The 17,393-nt window shown below is 71.7% G+C and carries 15 protein-coding genes, 1 tRNA gene and 1 pseudogene; 10 read left to right on the top strand and 7 right to left on the bottom strand.

The genetic code is table 11. The annotated features are described in order from the left end of the window. Positions 1 to 492 precede the first annotated feature (492 nt). Entirely contained in the window at positions 493 to 1,056 is a 564-nt protein-coding gene (locus IE107_RS01615; protein ID WP_229866637.1) for a fasciclin domain-containing protein, read from the top strand. A gap of 525 nt (positions 1,057 to 1,581) precedes the next feature. Here the strand turns inward: IE107_RS01615 and IE107_RS01610 are convergent. Further along, positions 1,582 to 2,175: a dienelactone hydrolase family protein gene (locus IE107_RS01610; RefSeq protein ID WP_189540145.1), complete on the bottom strand. Its 594-nt coding sequence runs from the start codon at positions 2,173 to 2,175 to the stop codon at positions 1,582 to 1,584. 92 nt (positions 2,176 to 2,267) lie between these two features. On the opposite strand from IE107_RS01610, the pseudogene IE107_RS36030 reads away from it, so the two are divergent. Next, positions 2,268 to 2,561 (top strand): annotated as a pseudogene (locus IE107_RS36030) (diiron oxygenase); the annotation flags it as partial. Positions 2,562 to 2,795: 234 nt separating this feature from the next. On the opposite strand, the gene IE107_RS01600 reads toward IE107_RS36030, so the two are convergent. Beyond that, complete coding sequence (locus IE107_RS01600; RefSeq protein WP_189540578.1) at positions 2,796 to 3,323, bottom strand: DoxX family protein; 528 nt, start codon at positions 3,321 to 3,323, stop codon at positions 2,796 to 2,798. Between the two features lie 234 nt (positions 3,324 to 3,557). Between IE107_RS01600 and IE107_RS01595 the strand changes: the two genes are divergently transcribed. Together IE107_RS01595 and IE107_RS01590 are read left to right on the top strand one after the other, a co-directional pair. After that, positions 3,558 to 5,573 carry an NADPH-dependent 2,4-dienoyl-CoA reductase gene (locus IE107_RS01595; RefSeq protein WP_189540576.1) on the top strand — a complete coding sequence of 672 codons (2,016 nt, stop codon included), beginning with the start codon at positions 3,558 to 3,560 and terminating at the stop codon, positions 5,571 to 5,573. Positions 5,574 to 5,646: 73 nt separating this feature from the next. Further along, positions 5,647 to 6,186, top strand: coding sequence for a PadR family transcriptional regulator (locus tag IE107_RS01590; RefSeq protein ID WP_189540143.1), 540 nt, complete (start codon positions 5,647 to 5,649; stop codon positions 6,184 to 6,186). 86 nt (positions 6,187 to 6,272) lie between these two features. On the opposite strand, the gene IE107_RS01585 is transcribed toward IE107_RS01590, so the two are convergent. Both IE107_RS01585 and IE107_RS01580 read right to left on the bottom strand, forming a co-directional pair. Further along, a complete protein-coding gene (locus IE107_RS01585; RefSeq protein ID WP_189540141.1) occupies positions 6,273 to 7,253 on the bottom strand; it encodes a DMT family transporter in 981 nt (326 codons plus the stop codon). Further along, positions 7,250 to 8,098 carry a phosphatase PAP2 family protein gene (locus tag IE107_RS01580; RefSeq protein WP_189540139.1) on the bottom strand — a complete coding sequence of 283 codons (849 nt, stop codon included), beginning with the start codon at positions 8,096 to 8,098 and terminating at the stop codon, positions 7,250 to 7,252. The genes IE107_RS01585 and IE107_RS01580 overlap by 4 nt, the downstream gene beginning before the upstream one ends. Before the next feature lie 162 nt (positions 8,099 to 8,260). Here IE107_RS01580 and IE107_RS01575 point away from each other — a divergent pair, with 162 nt between their 5' ends. The 6 genes from IE107_RS01575 (at position 8,261) to IE107_RS01550 (ending at position 13,020) form a co-directional block, all read left to right on the top strand. Next, the gene (locus tag IE107_RS01575) at positions 8,261 to 8,884 is read left to right on the top strand and encodes a TetR/AcrR family transcriptional regulator (RefSeq protein ID WP_189540137.1); all 624 of its coding nucleotides are present in this window, start codon (positions 8,261 to 8,263) and stop codon (positions 8,882 to 8,884) included. Between the two features lie 205 nt (positions 8,885 to 9,089). Then, the gene (locus IE107_RS01570) at positions 9,090 to 9,905 is read left to right on the top strand and encodes an SDR family oxidoreductase (RefSeq protein WP_189540134.1); all 816 of its coding nucleotides are present in this window, start codon (positions 9,090 to 9,092) and stop codon (positions 9,903 to 9,905) included. 55 nt (positions 9,906 to 9,960) lie between these two features. Further along, positions 9,961 to 10,974, top strand: a complete 1,014-nt coding sequence (locus IE107_RS01565) for an SPFH domain-containing protein (RefSeq protein ID WP_189540133.1) — start codon at positions 9,961 to 9,963, stop codon at positions 10,972 to 10,974. Beyond that, on the top strand, positions 10,971 to 11,870 hold the full coding sequence (locus IE107_RS01560) for a diacylglycerol kinase catalytic domain-containing protein (protein WP_189540131.1): 900 nt from the start codon (positions 10,971 to 10,973) through the stop codon (positions 11,868 to 11,870). Before IE107_RS01565 ends, IE107_RS01560 begins: the two co-directional genes overlap by 4 nt. Positions 11,871 to 11,978: 108 nt before the next feature. Then, the gene (locus tag IE107_RS01555) at positions 11,979 to 12,470 is read left to right on the top strand and encodes a nucleotide triphosphate diphosphatase NUDT15 (protein ID WP_189540128.1); all 492 of its coding nucleotides are present in this window, start codon (positions 11,979 to 11,981) and stop codon (positions 12,468 to 12,470) included. Positions 12,471 to 12,525: 55 nt separating this feature from the next. Beyond that, the gene (locus IE107_RS01550) at positions 12,526 to 13,020 is read left to right on the top strand and encodes an FBP domain-containing protein (RefSeq protein WP_189540126.1); all 495 of its coding nucleotides are present in this window, start codon (positions 12,526 to 12,528) and stop codon (positions 13,018 to 13,020) included. Positions 13,021 to 13,043: 23 nt separating this feature from the next. On the opposite strand, the gene IE107_RS01545 is transcribed toward IE107_RS01550, so the two are convergent. The 3 genes from IE107_RS01545 to IE107_RS01535 all read right to left on the bottom strand — a co-directional run bounded on the left by IE107_RS01545 (position 13,044) and on the right by IE107_RS01535 (position 17,379). After that, positions 13,044 to 14,270, bottom strand: a complete 1,227-nt coding sequence (locus IE107_RS01545; protein ID WP_189540124.1) for a cytochrome P450 family protein — start codon at positions 14,268 to 14,270, stop codon at positions 13,044 to 13,046. A 408-nt stretch (positions 14,271 to 14,678) separates the two neighbouring features. Further along, positions 14,679 to 14,752: transfer RNA gene (locus IE107_RS01540), tRNA-Pro, on the bottom strand. 50 nt (positions 14,753 to 14,802) lie between these two features. Then, on the bottom strand, positions 14,803 to 17,379 hold the full coding sequence (locus IE107_RS01535; protein WP_189540122.1) for an ATP-binding protein: 2,577 nt from the start codon (positions 17,377 to 17,379) through the stop codon (positions 14,803 to 14,805). Positions 17,380 to 17,393: the final 14 nt, after the last annotated feature.

The raw sequence follows: 17,393 nt of genomic DNA, 5'->3' as shown, positions 1-17,393 counted from the left end.
CCCAGCAACGGTGCGGGCGGCAGCGGCCACCCGTCAAGACGTGTGCACGTCCATCTCCTCGAAAGCCGACGCGGTAGGTCCGCGGAGTGCGCAGGGCCCCCTTCCGCGGATGGCCGCGCCTACCCTCGCGCGTATGACCAGCGGGAGATGAACTGCTCGGCCGGGCACGGCGGGCCGAGCAGCACGATGCCCCGGGCGGCCCGAAGCCGCCCCGTGCACACCCGCCGCGAGGACGGCCGGCCGCAGGAGCCGTCCAGGGCCGGGTACGCCGGGTGGTGGTCGGTGAGGGACGACGTTCACCGCCTCCGGGCTTCGAGATGCGGTCACCGGCACCTGCTGGTTACGCTCGCTGGGTGGCCGGGTGATGACGGCCCGAGGCCGGGCGCAGCAGCCGCTCCCACCCAGCCGAGCGAAATCGAAGACTTCCGCAGTCCAAACCTCTGCAGTGTTCACTGCTTCCACGGGAGGAAGGTTGCGATGAGGTTCACTCGCATGCGTACAGCAAGGGTCACCGCGGCAGCTGTGGTCACCGTCCCGCTCGCGCTTGGAGGTCTGGCGTCGCAGAGCCACGCACAGGATGCATCTCCCAGCCCGTCGGGGACGTTCGGTCCTGGCTGTTCGGCACTCTCCCAGAAGGCCGACACCGCCAAGGACAAGGCCGTAGAGGCCGCGGCCGCATATCCACAGCTCAGCCAGCTGGTCTCAGCCGTGGTCAGGGCAAGGCTGAACGGCGACCTCGACGGGAGACCCGACATCACCATCTTCGCTCCCAACCAACAGGCGTTCCAGAAGGTCACCGCGGCGCAGCTCGCCTCACTGCTCAGCGATCAGGGGAAGCTGAAGAAGGTGCTGACCTACCACGTCGTGGACAAGCAGATCACCCCGAACGAACTCCCCATGGGCTCCTTCACGACGGTGGAGGGGAGCAAGCTGACGACGTCGGGCTCGGGTACCGACTTCAAGGTCAATGGCCAGGCGAAGATCGTCTGCGGCAACATCAAGGCCGCGAACGCCACCATCTACGTCATCGACACAGTCCTCCAGCCACCGTCCTGACTCATCGCTCCTGGTCCCGGCGCGGGGCGCCCCGTGCGGGGTCTGGAACGGGAGTTGCCTCACGCAGCTTCCGGCCCTTGGCCGTGGCCTGCTCAACTCGGCGGGCACGACCGTCTACGCCGCGGCCGTCGTCACAACTCCTCTGCGCAGGTCGATGCCTTCATCGTGGATGCCACCGCCCCGATCGGCTCGCGGAGCTCTGGATGCCCGAACTGCCGGACAGGGCCTCCTTGTTGCTGGTCAGCCACAGAACGACGACCGTACGGCTGACACCCATGGCTTCAGGGCCGGTGGACGCACTCCGCGAGTGTCGCGTGCTTCTTCCAGCCCGGCGTCTCGTACAGTGCGCGCCCGGCGTCGGTCGCGCCGAGCACACCCGGGCCATGCGGTGCGACAGGGAACTGCTCGGACTCGGTTTCGCCAAAGCCATCGAAGGCCCGGCCGACGACTCGGAGGCGGCATCGGGACGCTTCGTCGAAGGAACGAACATCGCCGCGGATGCCCCGATCCGCCGCGCGGGCCGTGTCATGCGTCCCGGTGTTCGCTGTCCAGGGAACGGAGGAACGTCAGCGTGCGGTCGAGCAGCAGCGCGGCGGCTTCGGCGTCGTAGGACGACAGCGAGTTGTCGGCGAACAGGTGCTGATCGCCGGGATAGAGGTGCAGCACCGCGTCGGGGGCCTCGTCGACCAGGGCGCGGGCGGCGTCCGCGTCGCCCTCGTCGGTGAACAGACGGTCCTCCTCCATGGCATGGACGCGGACCGGGAGCCGCGACGGCCACCCCCCGAAGGCCGAACTCGGCACGCATGAGTGGACGAACACGGCTCCGCGTGCGCCCGCTCGGGTCTGCGCCAGTTTCTGGGCGGGCAGCACACCGAGGGAGAACCCGATGTGGACCAGCTCCGCCGGTGAATCCGCCACCGCCCGGACACCGCGCTCGAGCAACTCGTCGAAGCCGGCCTTCTCCGCGTACGCCAGTCCCGCGTCCAGGGTGTCGAAGGTGTGGCCGTCGTACAGGTCGGGGGTGTGCACGGTGTGCCCCTCGCCGCGCAGGGCGTCGGCAAAGGCAGTGACCCCGGGGGTCAGGCCCTGGGCGTGATGAAACAGGAATACTTCGGCCACCGTGAGCCTCCAACAGCCTTCGGTAAGGGATCGGTACATGAATCTAGAAGGCCCAAGAGCCGTTGATCAATGACGACTTCACGGACCACAGGATGCGGCCCGGAGGCCAGGCACGTCCGGCGCCCCCTCACTCCTCGGGCGGAGGGCCCCTGCACCATCGCACAGTCGATGTCGGCGTCGAGCGCGCGGCCATGGCAAGCAGCACCGTTCGACCGGAGGACGAGGACCGGCTCGATGAGCACGATGTCGCCCGGCGCCTGCTCGACTCGTCGGCGAAGCTGTCGTACGACCCGGTCACCGAGGTGGACTGGGACACCCCGCTGGACAAGGACTTCCACGGTGCGAGCCCGGAGTGGAGCACGCTCTACGGCACGGCGTACTGGAACGAGTTGACCGACCCCGACCCGCGACAGCCGCGTCCACTCCCCCGGTCGTCCGCTGCGGATCGAGCAGCGCCGTCCGCGGTGTCCGGTACCTGGCGCGGGCCGTCGCCGTCGACGCGTACGGAAACGCCTCCCCGGCCGCGCCGCCCACCTTCCGCAAGCAGCGGAACGGGTCCGGATCCGGGACCGGGCGGCTCCCTCCCTGGGATGCCGCCCGGTCCCTGTCCCGCCGGGTGGTCAGGTCGCGTCGGGGTCGACCGCGACCCGCCCCCTGGCGCGCCGGCCGACCACGGACGCCGCCGCGACCGCACTGCCCGCGAAGGCCAGGGGGACCATCCACGGCTGGTTGAAGAGATGCCGGGTGACATGGTCTACGGAGTAGCGGCCGGGCCCGGTCAGGCCGATCGCCGCGGCGGTGAAGCCGAGGAACGCCGGGTACTCGTAGCCCCCGCCCTGCGCGAAGAAACCGGCGGGTGCGTGCACGGCGACAGCGCCCGCCATCGCCCCGGCCGCAGCCGCGCCGGCTGCCGGGGTGGCGAGGCCGAGGGCCAGCAGCGCTCCGCCGCCCGCCTCACCCAGTCCGGCGGCGACCGCGCTGTACTTCGGCGGGTGGAAGCCCATTGCCTCCATCGCCGCGGTGGTTCCCTGGATGCCTCCGCCACCGAACCAGCCGGCCAACTTCTGGGTGCCGTGCGCGGCCAGTACCGCGCCGGTTCCGACGCGCAGGACGAGCAGGCCGAGGTCACGCCGATCGAGGCAGGCCATGGGTGTCTCCGCAGGGGTTCGGCGACGGGTGAGCGCGAGAGGCATCCGCCACGTCGGACGGATGCCGCAGCTCCACTCTCCGTGGCACGGGACGCCGACGGGTCCTCGTGTTACGCCGTTCGGGGGACGTCCCCGAACGCAGCACTGAGACCCCCGCCATTATGCAACTTGTTGCATAATGGCGTTCCGGTGGTCTACAACTGGCGCAACCGACACTGCGCGAGGAGCCGCCGCATGAGCCCGTACCCGAACCTGCTGACCCCGCTCGACCTGGGGTTCACCACGCTTCCCAACCGGGTTCTGATGGGGTCGATGCACATCGGTCTCGAAGAGGCGGAGCGCGGCTTCGAGCGGATGGCGGCCTTCTACGCGGAGCGCGCCCGGGGCGGCGTCGGCCTGATGGTCACCGGTGGCATCGCCCCCAACTCCAGGGGCTGCTCGTTCCCCGGCGGGGCCAGGATGACCACCCAGGCAGAGGCCGAGGAGCACGCGCGGGTCACTGCCGCCGTTCACGCGGCGGGCGGCCGGATCGCCATGCAGATCCTGCACTTCGGCCGGTACGCGCACCACCCCGATCTGGTGGCACCGAGCGCGATCCAGGCCCCGATCAGCGCCTTCACCCCGCACGCCCTCACCGACGACGAGGTCGAGGAGACCATCGAGGACTTCGCCAGGGCGGCTGGGCTTGCGCGCCGCGCCGGGTACGACGGGGTCGAGATCATGGGCTCCGAGGGCTATCTGATCAATGAGTTCATCGCCGCTGCGACCAATCACCGCACCGACCGCTGGGGCGGCTCGTACGAGAACCGCATCCGGTTCCCGGTCGAGATCGTGCGCCGGGTCCGTGAGCGGGTCGGCAGCGATTTCATCCTGATCTACCGGCTGTCGATGCTGGACCTGGTGCCGGGCGGCTCCTCGCTGGAGGAGGTGGTACGGCTCGCCCGCGAGATCGAGTCGGCCGGTGCGACGATCATCAACACCGGGATCGGCTGGCACGAGGCCCGCATCCCCACCATTGCCACGTCGGTACCGCGCGGCGCCTACACCTGGGTCACGGAGAAGGTGCGCGGGGCCGTCTCCGTGCCGCTGGTGACGAGCAACCGCATCAACACGCCCGAGGTCGCCGAGGAGATCCTCGGCTCGGGCCGGGCTGACATGGTGTCGATGGCCCGGCCGTTCCTCGCCGACCCCGACTTCGTCGCCAAGGCGGCCGAAGGCCGCGCCGACGCGATCAACACCTGCATCGGCTGCAACCAGGCGTGCCTGGACCACATCTTCAGCGGCAAGGTCACCTCCTGCCTGGTCAACCCGCGTGCCTGCCACGAGACCGAGCTGACCCTGTCGCCGACCCGCACCGCGAAGCGGGTGGCGGTCGTGGGCGCCGGGCCCGCCGGCCTCGCGTGCGCCGTCTCGGCCTCCGAGCGCGGGCACCGAGTGACGCTGTTCGACGCGGCCGAGGAGATCGGCGGCCAGCTGAACGTGGCGCGCAGGGTCCCCGGCAAGGAGGAGTTCGACGAGACGCTGCGCTACTTCCGTACCCGGCTGCGGGAGGAGAAGGTCGAACTCCGGCTCGGCACACGGGTCACGGCGGGCACGCTCAGCGGTTTCGACGAGGTCGTCCTCGCCACCGGTGTCACCCCCCGCTCCCCCGCGATACCGGGTCAGGACCACCCCAGTGTGGTCGGTTACCTCGATGTCCTGCGCGACGGGGCGCCGGTCGGCGAACGGGTCGCGATCATCGGGGCGGGCGGCATCGGCTTCGACGTCGCCGAGTTCCTGACCGACCCGGGCGAAGGGGCGAGCCGCGACCCCGAGGTGTTCTTCCGGCGGTGGGGCGTCGACACCGGCTACCGCGAACGCGGCGGGCTCCGCGCCCCGGAGCGCCCGAAGACCCCCCGGACCGTCCACCTGATCCAGCGCAGGTCCGGCAAGGTCGGCGCGGGGCTGGGGAAGACGACCGGCTGGATCCACCGCACCGAGCTGCGGCACCGCGGCGTCACGACGATCGCGGGCGCCGCCTACGACCGGATCGACGACGAGGGCCTGCACCTCACCGTCGGCGGCGAGCAGCACGTCCTGCCGGTCGACACGATCGTGGTCTGCGCGGGGCAGGAGCCGCGCCGCGACCTGTACGAGGATCTGCTCGCCGCAGGCCGTACGGCGCATCTCATCGGCGGCGCCGACGTGGCGGCCGAACTGGACGCCAAGCGGGCGATCCGCCAGGGCACGGAGCTCGCGGCCTCGCTGTGACGCACCGGCCTCGTGGCGCGGGACCGTCCCCTGCGCCACGGGGCCGCGGCCGGCCGTCCATAGGATGCACCCCATGTCACTCCCGCATGCGATTCTCACCGCCCTGCTCGAGAAGCCGTCCTCGGGGCTGGAGCTGACCCGCAGGTTCGACCGGTCGATCGGCTACTTCTGGTCCGCCACGCACCAGCAGATCTACCGGGAGCTGGGGAAGCTGGAGCAGGCCGGGCAGATCCGGGCGCTGCCGACGGAGCAGCGCGCCCGTGGCCGGAAGAAGGAGTACGAGGTGCTGCCGGCGGGCCGTGAGGCGCTCTCCGCATGGGTGGCCCGCTCCGAGGACCCCAAGCAGGTCCGGGATCCGCTGCTGCTGCGCATGCGGGCCGCGGCGGTCGTCGGAGCGCCCGGTCTGGATGCCGAGCTCCGCCGTCACCTGGGGCTGCATCGCCGGCAGCTGGCGGAGTACCTGGAGATCGAGGAGCGGGACTTCCCTCCCGGGCGGAACTCCGAGGAGGACCGGCTGCGCCACCTGGTGCTGCGCGGTGGCATCGATCTGGAGAACTTCTGGATCGGCTGGCTGACACGGGCCCTGGACCGGGACGAGAAGCCGGGTCGGTAGCAGATGGGGTGTTTCTGAACGTGCTGGTCGGGCGGGTGACGTCACGCCCCGCTGCACACCACAGGTCGGCCGGCATTTTCCGCGCGTTACGAGCCGCCCACCGGCGCCCGGCCCAGTTCGGGTCGCAGCGCCGTCGGGTCCATCGGTCCACGGCTCGCGATGACGACCCGTGACGACGATCCGGCCCCGGGCCCAGGCTCTCCCCCGGCCCGGCCGGCGGTGACCGGACCGGCGGCGGCCGAGGCCTCCGCCTGGGCACGGCTGAGCAGGATCACGCCCCGTACCGCCGCCGCCGTCCCGAGCAGGGCCAGGAACAGGCTGGTCGTCCCGCCCCGGAGGTGTTCGCCGAGCAGGGCCAGGCCGATGGCCGCCGCGGCCACGGGATTGGCGAGCGTGACGACCGCCAGCGGTGCGCCCAGGCCGCCCCGGTAGGCGGTCTGGGCGAGCAGCAGCCCGCTCATCGCGAACGCGGACACCAGCACCGCGACGACGACCAGGCGCCAGCTGAACAGCGGATGGGTGTGGTCGGTGACGGAGACGGTCAGGGTCTGGGTGAGGGCGGACGCGACTCCGGAAGTGATGCCCGACGCGGCGGCGTGCCGCAGTCCAGGACGTGCTCCCGGCCTGCTGAGTCCGGCGACGACGGCCATGGTCCCGGCCCCGACGGCCAGAGCCTCGGGCAGGCTGAGCGTCTCGTGCGGGGCGGCGCCGCCGACGGTCAACAGCAGGGCACCGAGACCGAGCAGGGTGAGGAACGTGCCGCGCCATTCGGTCCTGGTGACCCGGCGGCCGGCGGCCCTGGCGCCCAGCGGGACGGCGGCCACCAGGGTGAGGGCGCCGAGCGGCTGGACGAGGGTGAGCGGGCCGTACTTGAGCGCCGCGACATGCAGCAGCGCACCACCGGCGTTCAACGCGACCGCCGACCACCAGGCGCCTCGCCCGAGCAGCCGCAGCACCCCGGCATCCGGCTCGGTCCGCCCCGCGAGCCGGGCCTGCGCCACCGCCGCCGAGGCATAGGCCGCGGCGGAGACCAGCGACAGCACGACGGCGATCACGGTGGTATTCATCGCCGCGCTCCGGTCGGGGTGTACGTGGCCGGGGCTCCGGGCGCGGCGGCGTACGGCACGGCCGAAGGCGCGGCTTCGCCCGTCGTGGACGGCCACGGGAGACGGGATCGCACCGGATCCGCGCGCGGCAGCCGCAGTGCCGCGAAGGCCACCGCGAGCAGCGCCGAGACCACGATCGAGTCGAGCCAGTAGTGGTTGGCCGTGCCGACTATCACCAGCAGGGTGATGAGTGGATGAAGCAGCCACAGCCGGCGCCACCGCGTCCGGGTCGCCGCGATCAGCCCGACGGCGACCATCACCGCCCAGCCGAAGTGCAGCGAGGGCATCGCGGCGAACTGGTTCGCCATCGAGTCGGTCGCCGGAGTCTCCCCGTACACCGACGGTCCGTACACCTGGGCGGTGTCGACCAGTCCGGCGGCGGCGAGCAGCCGCGGCGGGGCGAGCGGGAAGAGCAGGTGGAGGGCGAGCGCCGCGCCGGTGAGTGCGGCGAGGATGCGGCGCGACCAGACGTAGTGACGCGGGCGGCGCCAGTACAGCCACACGAGGAAGAGCAGCGTGGCCGGGAAGTGCACGGTCGCGTAGTAGGTGTTCGCGAGACGGATCAGCGTCTCGTTGTGCAGCAGCAGGCTCTGCACGGCGCCCTCGCCGGGCAGGTGCACGGAGCGCTCGAAGTCCCAGACGTGTCCGGCGTTGCGATACGCCTCGTCCACATGACCGTTCGCGACCTGGCGGCCGAGCTTGTAGATCACGAAGAGTCCGACGACCAGAAGCAGTTCGCGGACGAGGGGCGGTCGGGCAGAACCGTCCGGCTCCCGATCTGCCGGCTCGCTACCGGCGTGCATCACCCGGTGCCCCTTTGCTGACGAAGCGGTGTTTCGGCGGCATGGTCCAGCCCACGCCGTATCGATACGCCAGTGTACCGATACGCGAACGTATCGGTACACACTCGTATCGGTACACTGGCGTATCGAAGGACCTCGTCGCCATTCCGCCGAGAGGGAAGCCCGATGTCGCCGCAGGAAGTCACCCAGGAACCGGCGCCCACGCCGCGCCGCTCGAAGATCACACCGGAGCGGGCCCAGGAGTTCTACGCGGCCGTGCTCGACATACTGAGAGAGTCCGGTTACGAGGCCCTCACCATGGAGGGCGTCGCCTCGCGGACCCGCTGCGGCAAGTCCACGCTCTACCGGCAGTGGGGCTCCAAGCCCGAACTGGTGGTCGCCGCACTCCACGGCACCCGGCAGGCCCTGCTTCCGTACATCGACACCGGCACCCTCGCGGGCGATCTGCACGAGGCGGCGCGGGCGATCGGTGCGGGCTCGGGACGCGACACCCCGCTGATGCACGCACTCGGCCATGCCGCGCTGCAGAGCCCCGAACTGCTGTGCGCGCTGCGTGAGGCACTGATCGCGCCGGCACTGGCGGCGATCGACGCCATGGTCCGGCGCGGCGCGGAGCGCGGCGAGATCCGGCCGGACAACCCGGCGGCGGAGTTCGTCTCCGCACAGCTCCTGGGCGTCGTGCGCGCCCGGCCGCTGGTGGAGGGAGAGAACGCGGACGAGGCCTATCTCACCCGCTTCGTGGACCACGCGATCCTGCCCTCACTCGGGCTGAGCGCCCCCGCGCAGTAGTCCCGCCAGTCGTGGGCCGTTGTCCGAGCGGATGGCGACGGCCCGCCGGCGCCGCACCGTGGGGACGGGGGCGGCGCACCATCCGGGCGGCCGGTGACCCCTCGGGGAGCCACCGGCCGCCCGCAGTTCTTCGCACCTGTTCCACCAAACAAACAGTTGGTAGATTGATCCGACCGTGCACGACGGAAGACGACGGGACGGACACATGAACATCGGCAATCCCATCGACTTCGCGGGGCGGGCCGTGATCGTCACCGGTGGCACGAAGGGCATCGGCGCCGTGATCGCCGAGGCGTTTCTCGCCGCCGGGGCGGACGTACTCGTCTGCGGTCGCGGCGATGCGCCCGAGCCTCCCGGGAGCGGCACCCGCCGGGCACACTTCCGCCCGGCCGACGTCCGCGACCCGGCGGCCGCCACAGCTCTGGTCGACGCGGCGATGGAACACTTCGGGCGACTGGACGTGCTCGTCAACAACGCGGGCGGCTCCCCGGACGCCGACGCGGCCACCGTGTCACCGCGTTTCGTCGAGAAGATCGTCGCCCTCAACCTCCTGGCCCCGTTCTATGTGTCACAGGCCGCCAACCGGGTCATGCGGGAGCAGAGCACCGGGGGCTCGATCGTCAACATAGGCAGCGTCTCGGCATACACCCCGCAGCCGGGCACGGCCGCGTACACGGCCGCCAAGGCCGGACTGCTCGCACTGACCCGGGCCCTGGCCCTGGAGTGGGCACCGAAGGTGCGCGTCAACCACATCACGACCGGACTCGTCCGCACGGAGAGTGCCACATCGGTCTACGGCGAGGACGGCGAAGCCGCACTGGCCGGCGTCATCCCGATGCGACGGATGGCGACGCCGGACGACGTGGCCCGCGCCTGCCTGTATCTGGCGGGCGACCTGGCCCCCTACGTCAACGGCGCCGATCTGGCGGTGCACGGCGGGGGCGAGGTGCCGGCCAGATTCCTCGCGACGGCGCGGGGCGCGTCGACGGAGGCGGGCGACCCCCCTTTCTCGTCGTCTTGAAGATAAACACGCCTCCCTTTATCGTCTTTGCGACGAGAAGAAGAGAGGGGCCTACATGGCCGACATCACCCGGCGCTTCGGCTGGCGCCATCTGCGCTCCGCACCCACCGCACACATCCGCCACCACAAGCGTGGCCGACTGGCCCACGACGGACCGGGGCTGAGCTTCTGGTACCGCTCACTGAGTGCCGCACTCTCGGAAGTCCCCGTGAACGACCGGGAGTTGGCCATGGCGTTCCACGCCCGTACGTCCGACTTCCAGGACGTCACCGTGCAGGCCACCGTGACGTACCGGATCAGCGACCCGGCCGAGGCCGCCGCCCGACTGGACTTCTCGATCGACCCGGACACCGGGGTCTGGCGCGGCGCCCCGCTGGAGCAGATAGCCACCCTGCTGACCGAGACCGCCCAGCAGCACACCCTCGACGTACTGGCCAGAACGGCACTGGCCGAAGCACTGGTCGACGGTGTCGCATCGGTACGCGACCGGGTCGCCGCAGGACTCGCCGCCGAACCGCGGCTGCCCGCCACCGGCATCGACGTGGTCGCGGTACGGGTGGTGGCCATCCGCCCCGAGGCCGAGGTGGAGCGCGCCCTGCGCACCCCCGCCCGCGAGCAGATCCAGCAGGAGGCCGACCGGGCCACCTACGAACGCCGCGCCGTGGCCGTGGAGCGGGAACGGGCCATCGCCGAGAACGAGCTCGCCAGCCAGATCGAACTGGCCCGCAGGGAGGAGCAACTGGTCGAGCAGCGCGGCACCAACACCCGCCGCGAGGCCGAGGAGCACGCGGCGGCCGACGGGGTACGCGCCGAGGCCGAGGCGGCACGCAAGGTGCGGCTGGCCCGCGCCGAGGCCGAAGCCGCCCGTGAGGTCGGCGCCGCGCGGGCCGAGTCCCAGGCGGCCTGGCTGCGGGTGCACGGCGAAGTGGGCGACGCGACCCTGCACGCCCTCGCGGCGACCAGGCTCGCCGAGAACCTGCCGCGCATCGACAGCCTCACCCTCTCCCCCGACGTGCTCACCGGCCTGCTCAGCAAGCTCGGCAGCACCGGCCCGGAGACCCGGGCATGAGCCTCGCCCCGCGCGCGGTCCTGGTCCACCGCACCACCGAGTACGAGGAGTTGCTGGCCCGGCACGGCACGCACGGACAGGCCGCCTTCTTCCTCTCCAGCCGCGGCCGGTCCATCGACGAGGTGGTCCGGCGGCACCGCCGGACCCAGCAGGCGCTCGCCGATGTCGCGGCAGCCGTGCCGCTCCAGTGGCGGCAGTCGCGGGTGGAGCGCGCGGACCTCGACCGCTTCCTGTTCGGGCCGGAGGACGTGGTGGCCGTCGTCGGACAGGACGGGCTGGTCGCCAACGCCGCCAAGTACCTCTCCGGCCAGCCCGTCGTGGGCATCGACACCGACCCCGGGCGCAATCCCGGCGTACTCGTCCGCCACCGGCCCCGCGACGCGGCCGCCCTGCTCCGGGCGGCCGCGTCTCCCGGCGGCACGGCGGACGAACTCACCATGGTCGAGGCGGTGGCCGACGACACCCAGCGCCTCCTCGCCCTCAACGAGATCTACCTCGGACCGCCCGGCCATCAGACCGCCCGCTACCGGCTCGGCCCGGACGCACCCGACGCCGCCGCCGAGCCGCAGGCCTCTTCCGGCGTCCTCGTCGGCACCGGCACCGGCGCCACGGGCTGGCTCCGCTCGCTGTGGCAGGAGCGCCGCAGCGAGCTCCGCCTCCCGGCGCCCACCGACCCGCGCCTCCTCTGGTTCGTCCGCGAGGCATGGCCCTCCCCCGCCACCGGCACCTCGCTGGTCGCCGGCGAACTGGGGCGCGGGCAGGGGCTGAGGCTCACCGTCGAGTCCGACCGGGTGGTGGTCTTCGGCGACGGAATGGAGACGGACGCCCTGGAACTGACATGGGGTCAGACGGTACGCCTCGGCATCTCGGCCACATCGCTGCGGCTGACCCTCTGACGCCCGGCCGACCCGTACGCGGGACGGCGGCTCGGTGGTCCGTAGGCTGCCCCGTACGACCGGAGTGCCTGCCTCACTCCCCCACCTTCGAGAAGTACAGGGAACACCATGAAGACCACGCCCACGGACACCTCTTCCCGCAACACCCGCCCACCCCAGGCACAGGCGGCACTCGGTGTGGGGGTGATCGTGCAGAACGACCGGGGACATGTCCTCCTCGGCAGGCACCACGGCGGGACCTGGGAGCTGCCGGGCGGCAAGGTCGACCCGAACCACGAGTCCATCGCCGAGGCCGCCGTCCGTGAGCTCCGGGAGGAAACGGGGCTGGAGGTCGACGCGGCGGACGTCCGCGTCTTCGCCATGCTCCACGACGTGGTCGGGGGGATCAACCGGGTGTCGATGGGCGCCGCGGTGAGCGTACGGTCGGCGAGCCCGCGGGTGACCGAGCCCCATCTGATCAGCACCTGGCAGTGGACCGGGCTCGATGCCCTGCCGGAACCGTTGTTCGGTCCCTCCGCCCAGGTGCTCGCGGCCTGGCGCCCCGATCTCTCGATCGAGCATCCGCCCGCGCACCGGCTGGCCATCGCGGGCGGCGCATAACCTTGCCCCATTAACCATTTGCCTAGCCGTTATAGGCAGAGTTAGCGTCCCGCGCATGAAGGCCGTGAGTGAGCAGGACATCCGCGCATCGTTCATCAACTGTTCCAAGGGGGAGGCCAAGCGCCTGCCGCTGCCGCGTGACCTCGAAGAGCAGCCCTGGGAGGATCTGGACTTCCTGGGCTGGCGAGATCTCTCCGCCCCCGGACGCAGCTACCTCGTCACCGAACACGCCGACGAGCTCATCGGCGTGACGCTCCGCTTCCCCTCCCGGCAGCGCGGCTTCCTCCATCGAAGCCTGTGCTCGCTGTGCCTCACCACACACCCGGGGAACGGCGTCTCGCTGATGACCGCCCGGAAGACCGGCGCCGCCGGACGCGAGGGCAATTCGGTCGGTCTGTACATCTGCACCGACCTCGCCTGTTCGCTGTACGTCCGGGGCAAGAAAGCCGCGGCGCCCGGCAGTCGGTTCAAGGAAAGCCTGACGCTGGAGGAACAGGTGGAGCGGACCATGACCAATCTCGACGCGTTCCTGGCCAAGCTCCGCGGCTGAGCCGGCCGGCTCGGTGCCGGCCTTCAGGCCGGGGCCTCGACGGTGAAGGTGACGGGCAGCCGTTCGGGGCCGCGCAGTGCTCCCGGTCGCCACCGCAGCTCCTCGGGCGGCACGGCCAGGGCGAGGTGGTGGAGGCGGCGCAGTGCGGTGCCGATGGCGATCTGCCCCTCCAGGCGGGCCAGCGGCGCCCCGAGGCAGTAGTGGATGCCGTGCCCGAACGCGAGGTGGGCATTGTGCTGACGGGAGATGTCCAGGCGTTCGGGGTCGGCGAAGTGGTCCGGGTCGCGGTCGGCGATGGCGGATGCGACGAGCACCGTCGCACCGCGCGGGATGTCCACGCCCGCGATGGTGACGTCCTCGCGCGCGAACCGGGCGATGCCGGGGTTGACCGGTCCGTCGTAGCGCAGGAACTCCTCGATGGCGCCCGGCAGCAGCGCCGGGTCCTCCCGCAGCATCCGCAGCTGGTCGGGGTGGGCGAGCAGCGCCGCGATGCCGCTGCCGATCAGGTTGACCGTGGTGACGTATCCGGCCACCAGCAGCAGGAAGGTCATGGCGATCAGCTCGTCCTCGTCCAGGCTCTGCTCCTCGTCCCGGGCGGTCACCAGTCCGCTGAGCAGGTCGTCCCCGGGCTGGTCCCGCTTGGCCCCGATGAGCCCGGTCAGGTACCCGCGCATGTGCCGCCAGGCCTCGTCCATCCGGGCCGGGTCCGGTGGCTCGGCCCCTCGCAGGACCAGGTCGTCGGTCCACCGCTGGAAATCGTGCCGGTCGGTGACGGGCACGCCGAGCAGTTCGCTGATCACAGTGACCGGGAGCGGCAGCGCGTAGCTTTCGACGAGGTCGGCGCGGCCGTCCGGCCCGATCCCGTCGAGCAGCCGGTCGGCGATCTCCTGGACGCGGGGCCGCAGCCCGGCCACCCTGTGAGCGGTGAACGCCTTGGACACCAGCCGGCGCAGCCGGGTGTGATCGGGGGGATCGGTGCGGAGCATGCTGCGCAGTGCGGACTCACGGTCCGTGGCGGGCAGCCGCTCGATGAGCCGGGGATCCGAAGCATCGCGGACGTCGCTGCTCAGCCGTGGGTCGGACAGCGCCGCGAGGCCGTCCTCGTACCGTGTGACCAGCCATGCTTCCAGGCCGCCGGCGATGATGGCACGCCGTACCGGGCCGTCCTCGCGCAGTTGCCGGTAGACGGGAAAGGGGTCCGCCACGAAGGCCGGATCGGCGTAGGGAAGAAGGACCGGCTGCTGGCTCATCGTGCCTCCCGGAGACCACCGCACGTCTTCGCGCGGTTTCGCACTCTCGGAACCATTTGTGCATGGTTCCGTTCCAGCGTAGTGCTCCCGGAGGCCCGAGGCGGCCTTGACCCGCGCGGTCAGGGCGCCGGTTCGCCTGGCCCGTGGCGCCGGGTCTGCAGCAGTACCGCCGCCTCTTCGCCTCCCGGGCAAGGAACTCGTCCGCGGTGCGCCGGAAGCCGGTCGATCGCACCACGGCGGCACTCGGGGCGTTTCCGGCCTCGACCGCCGTCGGCAACTCGGTGCGGGAAGAGACAGGTTGGACTGCGTCGGTACGGTGGGGGGAAGTTGTCCCTCGGTTCCGGGAAACGAACAAGAGGCCGTATCGGAGAATTTCCGATACGGCCTCTTGTTCACGACTCTCACGAGTCGGGACGACAGGATTTGAACCTGCGACCCCTTGACCCCCAGTCAAGTGCGCTACCAAGCTGCGCCACGTCCCGATGCGCTTCCTCCCGGTGTTGCCGGGCGGCTTCGCGGGACAAACATTACCTCACTCCGAGGCCCGGATCGACGCCCGTGCCTGGTGGGCGCGGTTCGCCAGGGATTCCGCACCGCATGCGGTGGCCAGTTTGTGTGCCCTGGCGAGTTCGCGCGGGGAGCCGATCGCGATGCCGTAGTCGACGAGGGCCAGCGCGTGTTCGTACGCGGACGGGGACGCCTCCAGGTGGCGGACCGACTCGGCCAGCAGGTGGACGGCGTCCTCGGGAGCGGCGAAGAGGGAGACGCACCGCAGGGCCTCGCCGATCGCGGTGTCCGTACCGAGGCGCTCGGCGTGCACCCGGGCGGAGATGGCGAGTTGTTCGGCGCGGGCCGGGTCCTCCTCGGCCAGGGCGCGGGCGAGGTCCCCGGCCCAGGGAGCCCACACCCCGTTGAACCTGCCGCGGGGTTCGAGGGACTGGCCCGCCGCTTCGAGTTCGGCGATCGCTTCCTTCGTACGGCCTTCGGCCAGGAGCAGTCGGCCGCGTACGCACGGGCCGTCGGGCAGCACCATCGCGCTGGGGTAGGGCGCGCCGAAGGCGTAGCGGTCGGCGATCTCGCGGGCCTCGGTGACACGTCCGCTGCCGACCCGGTCGGCGAGGCGCAGCCCTTCGCGCAGGAAGCCCTCGGCCTCGGCCAGCCGGCCGCGACGGCGGTGCACCAGTCCGAGCAGGGTGTGCGCGAACGCGAGGTGCGCGCCGCTCCAGCCGGAGATCTCGAAGGCACGGACGGCCTCGCCGAAGAGTTCCTCGGCCCGGTCGAGCTGGTCGGTGAAGGCGTAGGTGATGCCGACGAGGGTCGGCAGCTCGAAGCCCCACTCCGTATCGGTCCAGCCGAGCCCCCGGGCGGGGTGGCCGTCGACCAGGGCTCGTTCGCAGAGGTCGACGACGAGCTGGGAGTTCTCGCCGCGCAGCATGGCGTCGAAGGCGCGGAGCGTGAGCAGGGCGCGCTCGGCGTTGTCACGGCCGTGCAGATGGTCGGCGTTCCGTGCGAGGCGGGCTGAGCGCCCCGGGCCGTCCTCCTCGCCGGCCTGCATGCCCTCCCAGAGGAAGTGGGCGGCCTGGAGCCGCATCAGGCCGGGGCCGGGAGCGGTGCGTGCGACCTCCGCGGCGAGGGCGCTCGCCGCTTCCTTGAGCTGGTTGTTGTGTGAATGCGCGGCCGCGAGCCGGTAGGTGGCGTCGACCCGCTGGTCGCCGTCGAGTCCGGGCATGTCGAGGGCGTCGCGCAGATGCTGGACGGTGGTCGCCGGGGAGCTGAGCAGGGTGGCGCAGCCCAGTTCGTACAGCAGGGTGGCCTTCACGCGCTGGCGCGGTGGTTCCTGCAGGGCGCGCTCGAGGCAGCGGCGGGCGGCCTCCGGGGCACCGACGGCGAGGTGCTGTTTGGCCGCCTCGCGGAGCTGCTCGACCAGTTCCTGGTCGTCGTCCGGGTGCACTTCGAGCAGGTGCCGGGAGGCCGCGGCGGGGCCGAGTCCGGCGCGGGTGATCGCCCAGGCCGCCCGGCCGTGCATCGCCGTGCGGGTGGCCGGCGGGATGGACCGGTAGACCGCGCTCGCGATGAGCGGGTGGACGAATTCCAGCGGGTCGAAGCCGGTGACGATGCGGGCTTCGCGCAACCGTGCCGTACAGTCGGCGGCCTCGGCCGGGCTCATTCCGGCCAGTGTGGCCGCGAGGTCCTGGGAGATGTCCGTACCGAGGACGGCGGCGGCCCAGGCGAAGCGGGTGGCGTTGGTGCCGAGCCGTTCGAGGCGGGCGACGAGGCCGCTGCCGCGCGCCGAGGCGCCGAGTTCGCGCAGCAGCCCGGCCGACTCCTCCAGCGGCGCCAGCTCGCGGTCCTGCACCTTGGCGACGAGCTCGACCGCCTCGTAGGGGTTGCCGCCGGTGACGGCCCACACCTCGCGGCAGAACGGGTCGTCGGCGTGTTCGCCGAGGGCCGCGCGGACCAGTTCGGCGGTGGCGTCCGGGGTGAGTGCGCGCAGCGCGACCCGGACCTGGGACGGGTGGGCGCTGCCCGGCCCGCTCTCCTTCTGGCGCGCGGCCAGTTCCTCCGGGCGGTGCGCCTGCACGACCAGGACGGGGAGTTCGCCGAGGCGGGCGGTGAACGAGGCGAGCCAGGCCAGGGATTCGCCGTCCGCCCAGTGCGCGTCGTCGATGATGAGCAGCAGCGGACGGTGGCTCAGCCGGGACGCGATCCGGGCGACGACGAAGTCGAGACCGTCGCGCACACCTTGCGGGTCCGGCTGCGGGCCCGTCGGTTCGGCCAGCCCGAGGGCCGGCGCGGCGATCTCGTACCAGGACCCGAACAGGGCCCGCACCTCGTCGGGCGGGAATCGGTCGAGCGCGGGCTGCAGCAGCTGGCGTACGACGTGGAACGGCACCGATGTGACCGTCTCGCCGCCCCGTGCGGACCAGATCGTGCAGCGGTCGGCGGCGATCGACTGGATCTCGCCGAGCAGTGCTGTCTTGCCGATGCCTGCCTCGCCGCTGAAGATCAGCAGCCCGCCGACGGCCTGGGCGCCGCAAAGGGCGTCCACGGCTTGTGTGGCGGCAGCGAGTTCCGGTTCGCGCTCGTACAGCGGCCGGGACGGCTTCATGCCTACCCTCCCCA

This window comes from Streptomyces gelaticus, assembly GCF_014649535.1.
Taxonomy (GTDB): domain Bacteria; phylum Actinomycetota; class Actinomycetes; order Streptomycetales; family Streptomycetaceae; genus Streptomyces; species Streptomyces gelaticus.
This window is presented reverse-complemented; position numbering and strand designations above follow the sequence as displayed.

Bases quoted from the DNA above. Each gene is read 5' to 3' on its own strand.
- IE107_RS01615 (WP_229866637.1), top strand. From the start codon at position 493: ATGCGTACAGCAAGGGTCACCGCGGCAGCTGTGGTCACCGTCCCGCTC.
- IE107_RS01600 (WP_189540578.1), bottom strand. From the start codon at position 3,323: ATGGCCTGCCTCGATCGGCGTGACCTCGGCCTGCTCGTCCTGCGCGTC.
- IE107_RS01595 (WP_189540576.1), top strand. From the start codon at position 3,558: ATGAGCCCGTACCCGAACCTGCTGACCCCGCTCGACCTGGGGTTCACC.
- IE107_RS01590 (WP_189540143.1), top strand. From the start codon at position 5,647: ATGTCACTCCCGCATGCGATTCTCACCGCCCTGCTCGAGAAGCCGTCC.
- IE107_RS01585 (WP_189540141.1), bottom strand. From the start codon at position 7,253: ATGAATACCACCGTGATCGCCGTCGTGCTGTCGCTGGTCTCCGCCGCG.
- IE107_RS01575 (WP_189540137.1), top strand. From the start codon at position 8,261: ATGTCGCCGCAGGAAGTCACCCAGGAACCGGCGCCCACGCCGCGCCGC.
- IE107_RS01570 (WP_189540134.1), top strand. From the start codon at position 9,090: ATGAACATCGGCAATCCCATCGACTTCGCGGGGCGGGCCGTGATCGTC.
- IE107_RS01565 (WP_189540133.1), top strand. From the start codon at position 9,961: ATGGCCGACATCACCCGGCGCTTCGGCTGGCGCCATCTGCGCTCCGCA.
- IE107_RS01560 (WP_189540131.1), top strand. From the start codon at position 10,971: ATGAGCCTCGCCCCGCGCGCGGTCCTGGTCCACCGCACCACCGAGTAC.
- IE107_RS01555 (WP_189540128.1), top strand. From the start codon at position 11,979: ATGAAGACCACGCCCACGGACACCTCTTCCCGCAACACCCGCCCACCC.
- IE107_RS01550 (WP_189540126.1), top strand. From the start codon at position 12,526: ATGAAGGCCGTGAGTGAGCAGGACATCCGCGCATCGTTCATCAACTGT.
- IE107_RS01545 (WP_189540124.1), bottom strand. From the start codon at position 14,270: ATGAGCCAGCAGCCGGTCCTTCTTCCCTACGCCGATCCGGCCTTCGTG.
- IE107_RS01535 (WP_189540122.1), bottom strand. From the start codon at position 17,379: ATGAAGCCGTCCCGGCCGCTGTACGAGCGCGAACCGGAACTCGCTGCC.